This window comes from Pseudomonas sp. MF09150 (assembly GCF_059862355.1).
This window is the reverse complement of the sequence record NZ_JCBCUS010000001.1, coordinates 771,003-785,797: the sequence shown is the minus strand read 5'-3', so window position 1 is coordinate 785,797 and position 14,795 is coordinate 771,003. Positions and strand designations below refer to the sequence as shown.

General features: G+C 64.9%; 15 protein-coding genes and 1 pseudogene. 11 read left to right on the top strand and 5 right to left on the bottom strand.

Translation table 11 applies throughout. The features are described from left to right. The first annotated feature begins 220 nt into the window (after positions 1-220). The 6 genes from AC19YX_RS03155 to ycaC all read left to right on the top strand — a co-directional run bounded on the left by AC19YX_RS03155 (position 221) and on the right by ycaC (position 5,532). Positions 221-565 (top strand): hypothetical protein, encoded by a 345-nt coding sequence (locus AC19YX_RS03155; RefSeq protein WP_201130664.1) that lies wholly within the window; start codon positions 221-223, stop codon positions 563-565. An 89-nt stretch (positions 566-654) separates the two neighbouring features. Then, positions 655-1,566, top strand: coding sequence for a LysR family transcriptional regulator (locus AC19YX_RS03150; RefSeq protein WP_500605640.1), 912 nt, complete (start codon positions 655-657; stop codon positions 1,564-1,566). A 303-nt stretch (positions 1,567-1,869) separates the two neighbouring features. Then, positions 1,870-2,286 (top strand): DoxX family protein, encoded by a 417-nt coding sequence (locus AC19YX_RS03145; protein WP_201130666.1) that lies wholly within the window; start codon positions 1,870-1,872, stop codon positions 2,284-2,286. After that, the gene (locus AC19YX_RS03140; protein ID WP_201130667.1) at positions 2,279-2,920 is read left to right on the top strand and encodes an antibiotic biosynthesis monooxygenase; all 642 of its coding nucleotides are present in this window, start codon (positions 2,279-2,281) and stop codon (positions 2,918-2,920) included. Before AC19YX_RS03145 ends, AC19YX_RS03140 begins: the two co-directional genes overlap by 8 nt. A gap of 112 nt (positions 2,921-3,032) precedes the next feature. Next, positions 3,033-4,871, top strand: coding sequence for an amidohydrolase (locus tag AC19YX_RS03135; protein ID WP_078471400.1), 1,839 nt, complete (start codon positions 3,033-3,035; stop codon positions 4,869-4,871). Between the two features lie 43 nt (positions 4,872-4,914). Next, positions 4,915-5,532, top strand: coding sequence for an isochorismate family cysteine hydrolase YcaC (gene ycaC / locus AC19YX_RS03130; RefSeq protein ID WP_078471399.1), 618 nt, complete (start codon positions 4,915-4,917; stop codon positions 5,530-5,532). Positions 5,533-5,689: 157 nt separating this feature from the next. Here ycaC and AC19YX_RS03125 read toward each other — a convergent pair whose 3' ends face one another. Together AC19YX_RS03125 and AC19YX_RS03120 are read right to left on the bottom strand one after the other, a co-directional pair. Beyond that, positions 5,690-7,120 carry a mechanosensitive ion channel family protein gene (locus AC19YX_RS03125; protein ID WP_201130668.1) on the bottom strand — a complete coding sequence of 477 codons (1,431 nt, stop codon included), beginning with the start codon at positions 7,118-7,120 and terminating at the stop codon, positions 5,690-5,692. 81 nt (positions 7,121-7,201) lie between these two features. After that, on the bottom strand, positions 7,202-8,221 hold the full coding sequence (locus tag AC19YX_RS03120; RefSeq protein WP_500605639.1) for an alpha/beta hydrolase: 1,020 nt from the start codon (positions 8,219-8,221) through the stop codon (positions 7,202-7,204). Positions 8,222-8,380: 159 nt separating this feature from the next. Between AC19YX_RS03120 and AC19YX_RS03115 the strand changes: the two genes are divergently transcribed. Both AC19YX_RS03115 and AC19YX_RS03110 read left to right on the top strand, forming a co-directional pair. Further along, complete coding sequence (locus AC19YX_RS03115) at positions 8,381-9,262, top strand: LysR family transcriptional regulator (RefSeq protein ID WP_078471396.1); 882 nt, start codon at positions 8,381-8,383, stop codon at positions 9,260-9,262. 176 nt (positions 9,263-9,438) lie between these two features. After that, the gene (locus tag AC19YX_RS03110; protein ID WP_078471395.1) at positions 9,439-10,086 is read left to right on the top strand and encodes a hypothetical protein; all 648 of its coding nucleotides are present in this window, start codon (positions 9,439-9,441) and stop codon (positions 10,084-10,086) included. Positions 10,087-10,137: 51 nt separating this feature from the next. Here AC19YX_RS03110 and AC19YX_RS03105 read toward each other — a convergent pair whose 3' ends face one another. Then, a complete protein-coding gene (locus AC19YX_RS03105; RefSeq protein WP_500605638.1) occupies positions 10,138-11,025 on the bottom strand; it encodes an NAD(P)/FAD-dependent oxidoreductase in 888 nt (295 codons plus the stop codon). 152 nt (positions 11,026-11,177) lie between these two features. Here AC19YX_RS03105 and AC19YX_RS03100 point away from each other — a divergent pair, with 152 nt between their 5' ends. Beyond that, positions 11,178-11,642, top strand: coding sequence for an Rrf2 family transcriptional regulator (locus AC19YX_RS03100; protein WP_421547067.1), 465 nt, complete (start codon positions 11,178-11,180; stop codon positions 11,640-11,642). A 9-nt stretch (positions 11,643-11,651) separates the two neighbouring features. On the opposite strand, the pseudogene AC19YX_RS03095 reads toward AC19YX_RS03100, so the two are convergent. Beyond that, positions 11,652-12,272: pseudogene (locus AC19YX_RS03095) on the bottom strand (LysE family translocator). Positions 12,273-12,550: 278 nt separating this feature from the next. Between AC19YX_RS03095 and AC19YX_RS03090 the strand changes: the two are divergent. Both AC19YX_RS03090 and AC19YX_RS03085 read left to right on the top strand, forming a co-directional pair. Then, on the top strand, positions 12,551-13,060 hold the full coding sequence (locus AC19YX_RS03090) for a GAF domain-containing protein (RefSeq protein ID WP_500605637.1): 510 nt from the start codon (positions 12,551-12,553) through the stop codon (positions 13,058-13,060). Between the two features lie 168 nt (positions 13,061-13,228). Next, positions 13,229-13,849, top strand: coding sequence for a LysE family translocator (locus tag AC19YX_RS03085; protein WP_500605636.1), 621 nt, complete (start codon positions 13,229-13,231; stop codon positions 13,847-13,849). Positions 13,850-13,870: 21 nt separating this feature from the next. On the opposite strand, the gene AC19YX_RS03080 is transcribed toward AC19YX_RS03085, so the two are convergent. Then, the gene (locus AC19YX_RS03080) at positions 13,871-14,767 is read right to left on the bottom strand and encodes a DMT family transporter (RefSeq protein WP_078471389.1); all 897 of its coding nucleotides are present in this window, start codon (positions 14,765-14,767) and stop codon (positions 13,871-13,873) included. Positions 14,768-14,795: the final 28 nt, after the last annotated feature.

Sequence of the window (14,795 nt, the reverse complement as noted above, 5' to 3'; positions counted from 1 at the left end):
GCCTTGCTCGAAAACACGTTCCCGGTGCGGTGGAAAAAAAACCGGGGTAGACCTGGGTATTTTTCGCCCCGGGGCGCGGGCTGACGAGTTAAACGTTGTTAATTTCAGGGTTGGCGCGGGCTATCCGTTACTGGCCATGGTGGCTATCGAGAGCAGTGATTTCTGCGGCGCCGGGAGGCTGCCCACAATGGCGCCATTCACTGTCCCGGAGCTTCTCGCCATGTCTCGCCACCCTTTATCCCTGCGTTGCGCTGCAATCACTGGCGCCCTCCTGATGCTAGCCGTGCTGGCGGGCTGCGCCAGTTCCCGGCCGGCGTTACTGATGGATAACAGCCAGGCCCGGCAGATCGAATGCCACGGTGTGTTCGGCAGTTGGGCCGGGTGCCGCAGCGAGGCCGTGGCGGTGTGTGGTGGCGGGGCGTATCAGGTGCTGAGCCGCAATCGCGAGGAGGGCGCCTCGGAGGCGCAAGTCGATGCGCACAACGCCGGGGTCGCCTTCCAGGAGCGCAGCATGCTGGTGCGCTGCGGTGTCGAGGGGCCGGTGCGGGTCGCGCTCAACGGATGACGGCGGGCACAACACAGCACAGGCGTCCAAGGCAAAACCGCTGCGCTGTGTTCAGGTGCGGGTTTGCCCTCCTGTGCCCGGACCGATTTATGAACCGCAATGACCTGCGCCGCGTCGACATGAACCTGCTGGTGATTTTCGAAGCCCTGATGTTCGAGAAGAACCTGACCCGGGTGGCGGAAAAACTGTTTATGGGCCAGCCGGCGGTAAGCGCCGCCCTGAGCCGCTTGCGCGATCTGTTCGATGATCCATTGCTGTTGCGCAACGGCCGAGGCATGGAACCCACCGCCCGGGCGCTGGCGATCCTGCAGGAGCTGCAACCGGCGATGGACACCATTTCCGGCGCGGTCAGCCGGGCCAAGGCGTTCGACCCGTCCAGCAGCTGCGCGGTGTTTCGCATCGGTTTGTCGGATGACGCCGAGTTCGGCCTGTTTCCACCCTTGCTCAGCCAACTGCGCGAAGAGGCCCCGGGGATCGTCGTGGTGGTACGCCGCGCCAACTTCCTGCTGATGTCGTCGTTGCTGGCCAGTGGCGAGATCTCGGTGGGGGTCAGCTATACCACCGACCTGCCGGCCAATGCCAAGCGCAAGAAGCTGCGGGATATTCCGTGCAAGGTCTTGCGCGGCGACAACCGCCCCGAGCCCCTGACGCTGGACGACTACTGTGAGCGGCCCCATGCCATGGTCTCGTTTTCCGGTGACCTGAGCGGCAATATCGACCTTGATCTGGCGCGGGTCGGACGTGCACGCCGGGTGGTGCTGGCAGTGCCGCAGTTCAGCGGCCTGCGGGCGCTGCTGGCCGGCACCGAAATGCTCGCCACCGTGCCCGATTACGCCGCCTGCGCCCTGACCGAAGGCAGTGCCCTGCGCGCGGAAGATCCGCCGCTGCCGATCGCTGCCGCCGAACTGTCCATGGTCTGGAGCGGCGTCCACGACAACGACCCCGCCGAACGCTGGCTGCGCTCGCGCATCGCCGAGCACATGTCCCACCCCATGGCCTGAAACCCAGCGCCTGTTCACCGACCCACCCCGATGCAGGTGCCTGTAGCCGCTGCCACCAGGTTCCGGCCGCGTTCGGACGCTGGCCCTCAAGACCGCCTCACTACACCTGACCTTTCACGGTGCTTGTTGCGGCCAGCGCAGCCTCGTGCCTCGGCAGCGGCTACGGAGGGCGAGGTCATCCTTGCTGATTCAGCCCTCGGAAAGAGAGCACGTACATGCAATTTTTCTGCGGCAACGGGTCGCACACTGGGCGCTCGATCAAACAACGCGGCCCGGGGAGGGGTATCCAATGGTGTTCGAGCAATGACGCGCTCAACCGGTGAGGCGCGGGCCCAGGACTTTGGCCTGTTGTTCCTGCGGGTCAGTGCCGCGCTGTTTCTGCTGTGGGTCCACGGCTTGCCCAAGTGGCTGCACTACAGCGCCGAATTGTCGCGCATCGAGGATCCGTTCCACCTCGGCGCCGACCTGACCCTGTCCCTGGCGATTTTCGCCGAAGTGCTGTGCCCGCTGTTGATCGTGGCCGGTGTCCTGGTGCGCCTGGCCTGCCTGCCGGTGTTGCTGCTGTTGGCGGTGGCGCTGCTGCTGGTGCACCCGGATTGGAGCCTGGAACAGGGCCAGTTCGCCTGGCTGTTGCTGATCCTGTTTACCAGCGTGCTGATCGCCGGCCCCGGGCGTCTGGCGCTCAATTCACGTTTCAGTGGAGTACTGCGCCATGTCTGAGCAAATTGCCGAACCCTCTATGCCCCAGCCGCGGCCGGGCCTGGATGAAGTCGTGACCCTGGTGGTCAAGCACCGGATCAAGGCCGGCCACGAGGCGGACTACGAAGCCTGGCTGCGCGGCATTGTGCGGGTGGCCGGGCAATGGCCGGGGCATTTGGGGGTGGATGTGGTTCGCGGCCGGCTGGGCGGGCTGGCGCACTTCACCTGCGTGCTGCGCTTTTGCTCGACCGAAGCCATGCAGCGCTGGCTCGACTCGCCGCAACGCCTGGCACTGATCAACCAGGCCGCACCGATGCTGGCCGATGGCGACCAGACCGAGGTCGCCGCGCTCAATGAATTCTGGTTCGCCCCCCTGGCCGACGCCGCGACACCGCCGCCGCGCTGGAAGCAGGCGGTGGTGACCCTGTGCGTGATCCTGCCGCTGACCCTGCTGATCCCGCTGCTCTGGGGCCCGGTGCTGCGCCTGCATCCCTGGCTTTCCAATTACCTGGTCAGCACCTTTGTGGTGACCCTGACTATCGTGTTGCTGGTGGTCTACCTGTTGATGCCGGCCGCCACCCGGCTGTTCGCGCCCTGGCTGCAGGCTTCCAGCGCCCATGAACACCTGGAGCCCGAGCATGGCCAGCAAGGATGACCCGAGCGATCCACGGCGGCGCCAGCTACTGGCGGCCGGCTCGTTGCTCAGCGCCGCGGCGGCTTTCTGGCCACGGCTGTCTTTTGCCTCATCACCTTTACAAGGAAACCCGATGAACGCCGATCTGATTCTGTTCAATGGCCAATTCCATACCGTGGACCGCGAAAATCCCCGGGCCAGTGCCGTCGCCATCAGCCAGGGGCGCTTTGTCGCCGTGGGCACCGACGCCCAGGCCATGGCCCTGCGCGGCAGTGGCACTCAGGTCATCGACCTCAAGGGCCGCACGGTCATCCCCGGGCTCAACGACTCGCACCTGCACCTGATTCGCGGCGGCCTCAACTACAACCTGGAGCTGCGCTGGGAAGGCGTGCCGTCCCTGGCCGATGCCTTGCGCATGCTCAAGGATCAGGCCGACCGCACGCCGACCCCGCAGTGGGTGCGGGTGGTCGGCGGCTGGAACGAATTCCAGTTCGCCGAAAAACGCATGCCGACCCTGGAAGAACTGAACCAGGCCGCCCCCGACACCCCGGTGTTCGTCCTGCACCTGTATGACCGGGCCTTGCTCAACCGCGCCGCCCTGCGCGTCGCGGGCTACACCAAAGACACGCCGAACCCGCCCGGCGGCGAGATCGTGCGCGACAGCAACGGCAATCCCACCGGCATGCTGGTGGCGCGGCCCAACGCGATGATCCTGTATTCGACCCTGGCCAAGGGGCCCAAGCTGCCCCTGGAGTACCAGGTCAACTCGACCCGGCAATTCATGCGCGAGCTCAACCGCCTGGGCCTGACCAGCGCCATCGACGCCGGTGGCGGTTTCCAGAACTACCCCGACGACTACGCGGTGATCGAGCAGTTGGCCAAGGACCAGCAACTGACGGTGCGCATCGCCTACAACCTGTTCACCCAGAAGCCCAAGGAAGAGCTCAGCGACTTCAAGAACTGGACCGGCAGCGTCACCCTGCACCAGGGCGACGACTACCTGCGGCACAACGGTGCCGGCGAGATGCTGGTGTTTTCGGCGGCGGATTTCGAAGACTTCCTCGAACCCCGTCCCGACCTGCCGCTGACCATGGAACAGGAGTTGGAGCCGGTGGTGCGCCATCTGGTGGAGCAGCGCTGGCCGTTCCGCCTGCACGCCACCTATGACGAATCGATCTCGCGCATGCTCGACGTGTTCGAGAAGGTCAATCGCGACATCCCGTTCAACGGCCTGCCCTGGTTTTTCGACCATGCCGAGACCATCACCCCGAACAACATCGAGCGCGTGCGGGCCCTGGGCGGCGGCATTGCGATCCAGGACCGCATGGCGTTCCAGGGCGAATACTTCGTCGAGCGCTACGGGGCCAAGGCCGCCGAGGCCACGCCGCCGATCAAGCGCATGCTGGCCGAAGGCGTGCCGGTGGGTGCGGGCACCGACGCCACCCGGGTCTCCAGCTACAACCCCTGGACCTCGCTGTACTGGATGGTCAGCGGGCGCACCGTCGGCGGCCTGGAGCTGCACGCCGAGGGCCTGCCACGCCTGACTGCCCTGGAACTGTTCACCCACGGCAGCGCCTGGTTCTCCTCGGAGCAGGGCAAGAAAGGCCAGATCAAGGTCGGCCAACTGGCGGACGTGGCAGCGCTGTCGGCGGACTTTTTCAGCGTCGACGAAGAGGCCATCAAGTGGATCGAGTCGGTGCTGACCGTGGTCGGCGGCAAGGTGGTGTACGGCGCCGGTGACTTCGAGGACCTGGCGCCGACCCGCGTGCCGGTGCTGCCGGACTGGTCGCCGGTGGTCAAGGTCCCGGGCCACTGGCGCCCGACCTCGCCGTTACAGGCTCAGGTGCACCAGTGCAGCGGCCCGTGCGGCGTGCATGCCCACAGCCATGAGCGGGCGCGCCTTTCCAATGTGCCGGTCAGCGACTTCCAGGGTTTCTGGGGCGCGTTCGGCTGCTCGTGCTTTGCCTTTTGAATCCGCTATTCCCCGAACCCAAGCACCCCCAAAGGAGTTACCCATGACTTACAAACGCTTGAACAAAGATGAAGCAGTGGTGCTGTTGGTCGATCACCAGACCGGCCTGATCTCGCTGGTGCAGGATTTCTCGCCCAACGAGTTCAAGAACAACGTGCTGGCCCTGGCGGACCTGGCCAAGTTCTTCAAGCTGCCGACCATCCTCACCACCAGCTTCGAGCAGGGCCCCAACGGCCCGATCGTGCCCGAGCTCAAAGAGATGTTCCCGGATGCGCCATACATTCCGCGCCCTGGCCAGATCAATGCCTGGGACAACGAAGACTTCGTCAAGGCGATCAAGGCCACCGGGCGCAAGCAACTGATCATCGCCGGGGTGGTGACGGACGTCTGCGTGGCGTTCCCGACCTTGTCGGCGCTGGCGGAAGGTTTTGATGTGTTCGTGGTGACCGATGCGTCCGGCACCTTCAACGAAACCGTGCAGCAGGCGTCCTGGGCGCGCATGACCGCGGCCGGCGCGCAGATGATGAACTGGTTCTCGGTGGCCTGCGAACTGCACCGCGACTGGCGCAACGACATCGAAGGCCTGGGCAACCTGCTGTCCCAGCGCATCCCCAACTACCGCAACCTGATGAACAGCTACACCGCGCTGACCGCCAAGTAAGCGTCGGACCCCAACCGCTTGCCTACCCCAGGCAAGCGGTTTTTTTGTGCCCGCTGTAGCCGCTGCCGCAGGCTCGGGCCGCGTTCGGACGCTGGCGCTGACAGGCGCCGCGTATGGCAGGTGAACTCCGGTGGTGCGCCCAGCCAGCGGCCCATCCTCAATTGCGTTTTTGCAGCCAGCCGAGAAAGCCGCTTTTGCGGGTGTCGACGGGTTTGCCCAACAGCACCGAGCGGCTGCTTTGCTGGCGTACGGCTTGGAGTTTGTTCAGGGCGCTGTTCACCTCTTTGCGCTGGGCCATGCAATCGCGGGTCAGGGTTTTGTCCAGGCGGTAGACGATGCAGGAAGTCAGCGCAGTAAAGCGGGCCTGGGATGGGGTGTCGGCGAGGATGCTCTGTTCGCCCATGACCTCGCTGGGGCCCATGCGTCCGGCTTCGACCTGGCGGTTGCCCTCGGTCACGGTGGCACTGACCACGCCGGTGGCGATCACCAGCAGGGCCTCGGGCACTTCGCCCAGTTCCAGGATCACTTCGCCAGCGGCGTACTGCCGGGGCGTCATGGCCTGGGCCATCAGGTCCCGTTCATGGCCATCCAGAGAACGAAAGACCTTCACCTCATCCAGCAACACCCTGGCCCTGGAACTGGGCTCGGCGAAACCTTCGGGCTGGCGCGAAATGCCGGCGGCCTCCAGGTGCCGGTGTGCCAGGTCGAACAACTGATTGCGCACCTGACCCTTCTGCCCCAGTTCGGCGATAAACCCGCTGGCGACATATTCCGACAGGCTCTCGCCGGCCTCCTTCAGCAGCACCTTGGGCGGCGGGTCGAGCAGCAGGCTGTTGCTGCCCTGCAAGGCCCGCTCCAGGGCATCCAGCACCCGCCGTGGACGAATGTGATTAGGCACCTTGATGCTGATCGACACCCCGTGCCGGTTGCTCGGCCGGCTGAGGTTGACCAGCTTGGCCTTGGCCGCCACCGAATTGGGAATCACCGCCGTGGTGCCGACGCTGGTCAGCAGGTGGGTGGCGCGCCAGTCGATGTCCAGCACCTTGCCTTCGACGCCGTCGATCATGATCCAGTCATCCACCTGATACGGCTTGGTGGTGTTGAGCACGATGCCGCTGAACACATCGCTCAAGGTGCTTTGCAGGGCCAGGCCGACAATGATCGCCATGGCCCCGGACGTCGCCAGCAAGCCCTTGACCGGCAGCTCCAGGACATACCCGGCCGCCGCGACAATCGCCACCAGGAACACCAGGGCGCCAATCACGTCCTGCAACAGGCGGCCGCTGTGGCCGATACGGCGGATCAGCACCAGGCCGATCAGTTCGGTCAGCACCCGCGCGGCGTACAGCCACCAGATGATTGCCAGCGCCGTGGCGCCCAGTTGCAGCACGTTGTTGTCGGGCCAGCCTTGTGCCTGCAACGGGCTGACGCCGGCATTGATGATCAGCGCGCTGTACCCCAGAAACAGCGCCAGGCGCAGGGCAACCCGCGGCAGGCGCTGCGCGAAGGGCGCGAGGTGCCACAACAGCGCGTCCACCAGCAGCAGGCAGGCACTCCAGAGCAACAGGTGATGAGCGAGAAAAGTCATGGCGGCACCGCACGGAAGGAGGGCAAAGGAGAGGAGTCGGGCAGGCGACCGCGAAGTCGACGGCCCGGCGTCAGGTATGGCTCAGTTGAGGTGCACCTTGAGTTCGGCGGCGGCCTGGCGGACCGCGGCCTGGACTTCGGGAATGCGGCTCAGCGGATTGAGCAGGCCGAAGTCGTGGATCATGCCGTTGTAGCGCACCGCCGTGACCGCGACTCCGGCACTGTCCAGCTTGCGTGCATAGGCTTCGCCTTCATCGCGCAGCACGTCGAACTCGGCGGTCTGCACCAGGGCCGGCGGCAGGCCGCGCAGCTGTTCGATGCTGGCCTGCAGCGGCGAGGCGTGGATCTCGGCGCGTTGCTGTGGGTCGCTGGTGTAGCTGTCCCAGAACCAGTTCATCATGCCCCTGGTCAGGAAGTGGCCCTCGGCAAACTGCTGGTACGACGGGCTGTCGAAGCGCGCATTGGTCACCGGCCACAGCAGCAGTTGGAAGCGCAGGTCCGGGGTCTTCTGCTCCTTGGCCATCAGCGCCACCACCGCCGCCATATTGCCGCCGACGCTGTTGCCGGCCACCGCCAGGCGACGGCTGTCGACGCCGATTTCCCGGCCGTGCTCGGCGACCCAGCGGGTGGCGGCGTAGGCCTGATTGATCGCCGTCGGGTACCGGGCTTCAGGCGACGCGGTGTAGTCGACGTAGACCGCCACGGCACCGGAGCCCAGCACCAGGTCGTGGATCAGGCGTTCGTGGGTCGGGTAATCCCCCAGCACCCAGCCGCCACCGTGGAAGAACATGAACACCGGCAGCTCGCCCCGGACCTTGGCCGGGCGCACTATTTTCAGCTGCACCGGCTGCCCGGCTACCTGAATGCTGCGTGAACTGACCTCAACCCCGGACAGGTCGACCTTGACCGAAGCCTGGGCCCCGCTGAGCACTGCGCGGGCGTCCCTGGGGCTCAGGTGTTCCAGCGGCTTGCCGCCCCCGGCGGCCAGGGCGTCGAGGAAGGCCTGGGTCTGGTGCTCCACCCCCGGGCTGCCAGCGGCGAAGGCGCTGTTCACGGACAAGGCGAGGAGGCTGGTGGCGAGGGCTTTTTGCAGAGTGTTCATGGGCGGCAATCCTTTCGATCAATTGAGTTTTTAGTTGTTTATTCAATGGGTTGCGCTGTGATGTGAAGGGTCTCAGCGACAACCTGTGCTCAGATTAATCTGATGCCTAATCGTGAAAAAGCCGCTATAAAGCGTTTGACTGTCAACCGAGGCGTGACAATGAACCCGTTTGAAGACATGCGTATTTTTTGCCAGGTGATGGACTCCGGCAGCTTCACCGCGGCGGCCGACAAGCTGGGGTTGTCCAAGCAGTTCGTCAGTCGCCGCCTGATGCAGCTCGAAGAACGCCTGGGGGTGCGCCTGCTCAACCGCTCCACGCGGCGCCTCGACGTCACGCCCCTGGGCCAGAACTACTACGAGTCGGCGCTGCGCCTGCTGGGCGAGGTCGAGGAGGTGGAGCAGGGCATTGCCGGGCAGAACAGCGAACCGCGCGGCACCCTGCGCCTGAGTGCGCCGCTGTCGTTCGCCCTGGCGCACCTGGGGTGCCTGTTGCCGCTGTTTTTGCAGCGCTACCCCCAGGTATCGGTGGAGGTCGACCTCAGTGACCGTCCGGTGGACCTGCTCAGCGAAGGTTATGACCTGGTGCTGCGCATCGGTGTGCTTGAAGACTCGACCCTGATCGCACGCCGCATCGCCACCATCCAGCGGGTCTACTGCGCCAGCCCGGGCTACCTGGCCAGCCGTGGCGTGCCGCAACACCCCGAGCAACTCAGTGGCCACGATTGCCTGCCCTATGGTCATGGACGCCAGGTGCAGTGGCGCTTCCAGGTCAAGGGCAAGCCCATGAACATCAACGTCGGCGGGCGTATGCGGGTCAACAATGGCGAGTTGCTCAAGGACGCCGCCGTTGCCGACCTGGGCATCACCTACCTGCCGACCTTTATCGTCGGTCAGGCGCTGCAGGATGGGCGCCTGGTGCGGGTGCTGGAAGACTTCGAGCCCGAGCCCCTGACTTTGTCGGCGGTCTACCCCCAGCATCGCCAGGGTTCTCGACCGGTGCAGGCCTTGATCGAGTTCCTGCGCGAACGGCTGATGGATTGAGCGCGGCCCTCAGCGCCGGGGCAAAGTGCCACGTGCGCATGGCGGCGCCCGCACAAGTGGTTTATATTCCGCGCCGCTCACGCCCGGGCTTTTTTCCGCCTGGGGTGTGGAGTCTCCATTCCCAAGGATTCGGGTGCGCAACGGACCCGTTTCGTTCTGACAAAGAAAGGAAATCAATGTCTTCTCAACTTCTGCGTGCCGCGTTCGTTCTGGGCGCTGTCGCCATTTCTTCCCAGGCCAGCGCTGCCCCTGATTTCGCCGCGTGCTTCAGCCTCAAGCCAGGTGTTTCCTTCGGCGCCGAAGGCACCACGGTCAGCATCGAAAAAGCCAAGTTCATGGGTCAGGACGCGATTGCGGTGACCCAGTCCGAAGGGGGCGTCAGCTCCGCCAGTTTCTACGACGCCAGCGGCCGCAAATTGCTGGGCAACGTGCGCTACGGGATCTCCGCCATGGGCGGCGACGCCAAGGCGCCGCTGATGACCGAGTCCTACAGCAAGGCACCGGAGTTTCCGGGCAAGGCGGCGCCGGGCGCCAAGTTCAAGCTCAGCGGCAGCGGCAAGCTGGAAAACCATGCCGACGAGACCAGCACCCCGCTGGAATACGAAGGGTTCAGCGACTACACCTTTGTCGGCTTCGAAGACCTGCCGACCAAGATCGACTACAAGGACCGCACCTTCAGCAACACCTGCCACCTGAGTGCAGAGTTCGAAGGCGGGCGCATGGAAGCGTGGTACGCCCCGGGTTTTGGTCGGGTCAAGTTCGAGCGCTACTCGGGTGATTCGCTGCTGATGGCCGAAGAAATCGACTCGGTGATCCAGGAGTAAACCCCTGCGCCGCCCACGCCTTGCGGTGTCGGGCGGCGTTGCACCTGGGCCTTAGCGCAGCACCAGCGATTGGTGCGTCGCCGCGCCGGCCCGGGCGCCATCCCCCACGGCGATCGCCACCGAGCCGAACGCCAGCGCCGCATCGCCGCAAGCGAACACCCCGCCAACGCTGGTTTCGCGGCTGGCATCGGTCTTGATGAAACTGCCCATCGCCCCGGCTTCAAGCTCGCAGCCCAGGCGCTCGGCCAAAGGGCTGGCCAGGTGGGTGCGCGGTTGGGTGAACAGGCCCTTGAGGCGGATCACCCGCTGGTCGACCAGCACCACATCGGCCTGATCGCCGCTGATATGGCTCAGCCGTTGCTCCTCCAGAGTCACCCCGCGTTTGGCCAGTTGTGCCCGTTGCTCGGCATCGGGCACGAACACGCCATTGGTAAAGAACGTGGTGGGGCCCCATTCGGGCAGCAGCAGGGCGTGATGCATGGCCAATTCGGAGTTGGCCAGCACGCCGATCGGCCCGCCCTCGAGTTCATAGCCATGGCAGTAGGGGCAGTGGAAGACGCTTTGACCCCAGCGCGATGCCAGGCCTTCGACTGCCGGCAGTTCGTCGACCACGCCACTGGCGAGGATCAGCCGCCGGGCGCTGTAGCGCTGGCCATCGAGGGTGTCGACCTCGAACAACCCGGCTTCCTGGCGCCCATGGCTGGCGGTTGCCGAGACCCAGGTCACCGTGGGGTAGGCCAGCAACTGGTTGCGCGCATCGTTGGCGATGTCGGCGGCGGGGCGTCCGTCCTGGCCAAGAAAGCCGTGGGAGTTGCCGGCAAAACGGTTGCGCCGTTGCGCCGAATCCAGCACCAGCAGCGTTCGTCGTGCCCGCGCCAACTGCAAGCCGGCAGACAGCCCGGCATAGCTGCCGCCCACAATAATCACGTCGTACACCATGCAATACACCTTCAGTGGGGTCCCTTGAAGGGCTTCAAGGATTTCACGACACACCGTAAGTTACGTGAAAGTTGCCTGTCAACACTCTCGTAACTTCACTGGTTGCAAGCGATACTCGGTCCGCCCCGATTCAGGCCGACCACGAGGACAGGATGAGAACCGACACCCGACTTTCCCGCATGCTGCATGTGCTGATCCACATGGACCGCCACCAGCAATGCGCGACTTCCGAGACCATCGCCCGCATGCTCGGAACCAACCCGGTGGTGGTGCGCCGGACCATGGGGCTGCTCAAGGAGCAAGGTTATGTGCGTTCCGAAAAAGGCCATCAGGGCGGCTGGACCCTGACCCGCAGCCTCGCCGACATGACCCTGCTGGACATTCACCAGGCACTGGGCGCGACCTCGATCTTCTCCATCGGCCTGTCCACCGACCACCCGGAGTGCCTGGTGGAGCAGGCGGTGAATGCAGCCCTCACCGACGCCTTCGATGCGGCCCAGGCGCTGCTGCTCGAGCGCCTGGGGCGGGTGACCCTGGCCGAGCTGGCCGAGGATTTCGACCGGCGCTTTCAAACCACCCTGAGCGACGCCGCCGCACCAGACGCCGACCGGGCTTGAGGCCGCGGCTCAGCGTTTGCTGAAGGCCAGGCGCGCGGCGAACAACAGAAACAGCGTGCCGGTGGTGCGGTCCATCCAGCGCATCACCGGCGCTCGTTGCAGGACGGCACTCAGCGGGCGGGTGGCGCCGATCAACAGCAGCGATCAGGCCAACCCCAGCACCACATGGATGGCCACCAGGCCAAAGGTCCACGGCACCAGTGGGCTGCCCTGGGGGATGAATTGCGGCAGGAATGACACATAGAAGATGCCGATCTTGGGGTTGAGCACATTGCCCAGCATGCCCTTGAGAAACCAGTTGGCGCCGCGCTGGCCCGGGGTCTTGGCCGCCGCCATGGTGCTGCGCGGCGCCAGCAGCATGTTCAGCCCGAGCCAGCACAGATAAGCCGCGCCGCAGTACTTGAGGGCGGTGTAGGCCAGTTCGGAAACCATGATCAATGCGCCCAGGCCAAACGCCACCGCCGCGCCCCACAGCAGGCAGCCGGCGTTGATCCCGAGGGCCGCCTGAATCGCCTGGCGCTTGCCTTCGACCGTGGCCGTGCGCAGCACCAGGGCGGTGTCGAGCCCGGGGGTGATAGTCAGGAGCGTAGCGGCCAGGGTGAAGGCCAGGAGGCTGTCGGCAATGGTCATGGCAAGGTTTCGCGGCGGGATGTGGCGGGCAGATTAGCACCTGGCCAGCCTGAACCTTTTCCCTCGCCCGCTTTCTATCCCAAATCACCGCTCCCCGGCGCCCGGGGTCTTGCACGCAGCCGGTCATTCGTCGCAGCAGGCTCAAGCCGAGGGTGCTGTTGCCGATCATTTCATAGCACTGGCCTGTCATGCCTCGAGCGGTTCGGCACAACCCGCAAGCGGCCGATGGCAACCGCAGGACTTTCAGGGGGCGCTATGGCGTCCATGCCGGGGGGAGGGTGTTTTATCCATTATTGTCAGGAGTGTTGGTCATAAAAAATCTTACCGCTGAAGAACGGGCTGCGATTGCTGAAATAGAAGTCACCTCAAATATCCTGAGGCTGACCACCCGTTTGACCCGTATGCGATTCGCCGCGATTTCCAAGATGACCGACACCCATTGGGTCGCCTGCGCGGTGCATGACGAATTGCAGTTCGGCGTGAATGTGGGCGATGAACTCTTGATCGAGGCCACCCTGTGCAATCAGCTGCGCCTGGCCCGCAAGCCGATCGTGATCGAACACGCCAGCCTTGACCCGGTGTTCTCCGAACACCCGCTGCCCAAGCACCATGGTTTTGAAAGCTACATCTCACTGCCGATCGTTTTCGCCGACGGCACGGTTTTCGGCACCTTATGCGCCCTCGATGCGTTGCCCAGAAAACTGGAAAACCCGGAGACCATGGAGTTGCTGAGTATCTTCACCCGACTGATCGGCACCACGCTGGATCTGCAGCGTAAAACGGTTTGAAGCGCGGTTGGTTAAAACCCACAGGGCGGCCAACGAAACCCTGAATGAGTGATGGGGGGGTGGACTATGGAAGGGTGGCTTGCACTGGCGCTTGCATCGCGCCCGGATGCTCTTTAAGTTTTCAGGTCTTGACTAAAAACCGTCACCCCACCTGCACTTGGAGCTCCCATGAACCTGGCCACCCTGGCGCTGTTCCTCCCGGCCTGCTTCGCCCTGAATATGGCCCCCGGGCCGAATAACCTGCTGTCGGTCAGGAATGCCACGACCTACGGCTTTCGCACGTCGTGCCTGGCTGGCGTGGGTCGGCTGCTGGCGTTTTCGCTGATGATCGCCCTGGCGTCGGCCGGGCTGGCGGTGGTGCTGCAAGCCTCGGAGCTGCTGTTCTACGGGATCAAGATCCTCGGTGCGGGCTACCTGTTGTACCTGGCGTATCAGTTATGGCGTGCCGATACCCGGGTCGAGGCCGAGAGCAACACCGCGTCCCTGGGGTTGCTGGCCCTGGCGCGACAGGAGTTCCTGGTGGCCATCGGCAACCCCAAGGCCATCCTGATTTTCACTGCGTTCCTGCCGCAGTTCGTCGATCCGACTGCACCGATCTCTGCGCAGTTCCTGGTGCTGGGCGGGTTGTTCCTGGTGCTGGAGTGGATCGCCATCAGTGGCTACGCCTTTATGGGGCTGTACATGCGGCGCTGGTTTGCCCAGCCCGCGGGCAAGCGCATCTTCAATCGCTGCTGCGCCGCCTTGTTGTCGGCGGCGGCCTCGGTGCTGTTGCTGGCGCGCCGCGCCTGAGTCTCGCGAAGGTGCGCCGGGCTAGCGGGAAAACCGCTTGGCCCCGGCCACGCAGGCGATCACGGCCACGGTGACCCCGAGCATGCCCAGGCTGACCTGTTCGTGGAGCAGGGTCGCGGCCAGCGCCAGGCCGAAGAAGGGTTGCAGCAACTGCAACTGGCCGACGGCGGCAATGCCGCCCTGGGCCAGGCCGCGATACCAGAACACGAAGCCGATCAGCATGCTGAACAGCGACACGTAGCCCAGGCTCAGCCAGGCCGGCAGGCTGATGCCGGCAAAGCGGGCCGGGGCCAGCAGCCAGGTGGCCCCGGCCATGACCGGCAAGGCCAGCACCAGCGCCCAGCAGATCACCTGCCAGCCGCCCAGGCTGCGCGATAGGCGGGCGCCTTCGGCGTAACCCAGGCCACAGATCAGCACCGCCAACAGCATCAGGATGTCGCCTTCAGGCGCTGCGCTCAGGCCTTGGGACAGGGCGAAACCCATCACCAGCGCGCTGCCCAGGATCGAGAACAGCCAGAACACCGGACGCGGTCGTTCGCCGCCGCGCAATACGCCGAACACCGCCGTCGCCAGGGGCAGCATGCCGAGAAACACGATGGAGTGGGCGGAGGTCACATATTGCAGGGCCAGGGCGGTCAATAGCGGAAAGCCCAGCACCACGCCGATGGCGACAATCAACAACGGCAGCACCTGGCTGCGGGCAGGGCGCGGCTGCTTGAACGCAAGCAGCATGCACAGCGCCAGGAGGCCGGCGATGGTGGCCCGGGCGACGGTCAGAAACACCGGGTCGAACTCCAGCACCGCGACCCGGGTCGCGGGCAGCGAGCCACTGAAAATAATCACGCCGATCAATCCGTTGAGCCAGCCGCTGGAGGTTTTTTCCAGAGTCGGGTGGGTTGGGGTCGATGTCTGTTCCATCAGGGTCACACTCGATTGCAGGGAGGGA

Excerpts from the sequence above, each read along its gene's own strand:
- AC19YX_RS03135 (WP_078471400.1), top strand. The coding sequence starts at position 3,033 with ATGAACGCCGATCTGATTCTGTTCAATGGCCAATTCCATACCGTGGAC.
- AC19YX_RS03110 (WP_078471395.1), top strand. The coding sequence starts at position 9,439 with ATGTCTTCTCAACTTCTGCGTGCCGCGTTCGTTCTGGGCGCTGTCGCC.
- AC19YX_RS03155 (WP_201130664.1), top strand. The coding sequence starts at position 221 with ATGTCTCGCCACCCTTTATCCCTGCGTTGCGCTGCAATCACTGGCGCC.
- AC19YX_RS03120 (WP_500605639.1), bottom strand. The coding sequence starts at position 8,221 with ATGAACACTCTGCAAAAAGCCCTCGCCACCAGCCTCCTCGCCTTGTCC.
- AC19YX_RS03145 (WP_201130666.1), top strand. The coding sequence starts at position 1,870 with ATGACGCGCTCAACCGGTGAGGCGCGGGCCCAGGACTTTGGCCTGTTG.
- AC19YX_RS03140 (WP_201130667.1), top strand. The coding sequence starts at position 2,279 with ATGTCTGAGCAAATTGCCGAACCCTCTATGCCCCAGCCGCGGCCGGGC.
- AC19YX_RS03150 (WP_500605640.1), top strand. The coding sequence starts at position 655 with ATGAACCGCAATGACCTGCGCCGCGTCGACATGAACCTGCTGGTGATT.
- AC19YX_RS03125 (WP_201130668.1), bottom strand. The coding sequence starts at position 7,120 with ATGACTTTTCTCGCTCATCACCTGTTGCTCTGGAGTGCCTGCCTGCTG.
- AC19YX_RS03105 (WP_500605638.1), bottom strand. The coding sequence starts at position 11,025 with ATGGTGTACGACGTGATTATTGTGGGCGGCAGCTATGCCGGGCTGTCT.
- AC19YX_RS03085 (WP_500605636.1), top strand. The coding sequence starts at position 13,229 with ATGAACCTGGCCACCCTGGCGCTGTTCCTCCCGGCCTGCTTCGCCCTG.
- AC19YX_RS03080 (WP_078471389.1), bottom strand. The coding sequence starts at position 14,767 with ATGGAACAGACATCGACCCCAACCCACCCGACTCTGGAAAAAACCTCC.
- ycaC (WP_078471399.1), top strand. The coding sequence starts at position 4,915 with ATGACTTACAAACGCTTGAACAAAGATGAAGCAGTGGTGCTGTTGGTC.
- AC19YX_RS03115 (WP_078471396.1), top strand. The coding sequence starts at position 8,381 with ATGAACCCGTTTGAAGACATGCGTATTTTTTGCCAGGTGATGGACTCC.
- AC19YX_RS03100 (WP_421547067.1), top strand. The coding sequence starts at position 11,178 with ATGAGAACCGACACCCGACTTTCCCGCATGCTGCATGTGCTGATCCAC.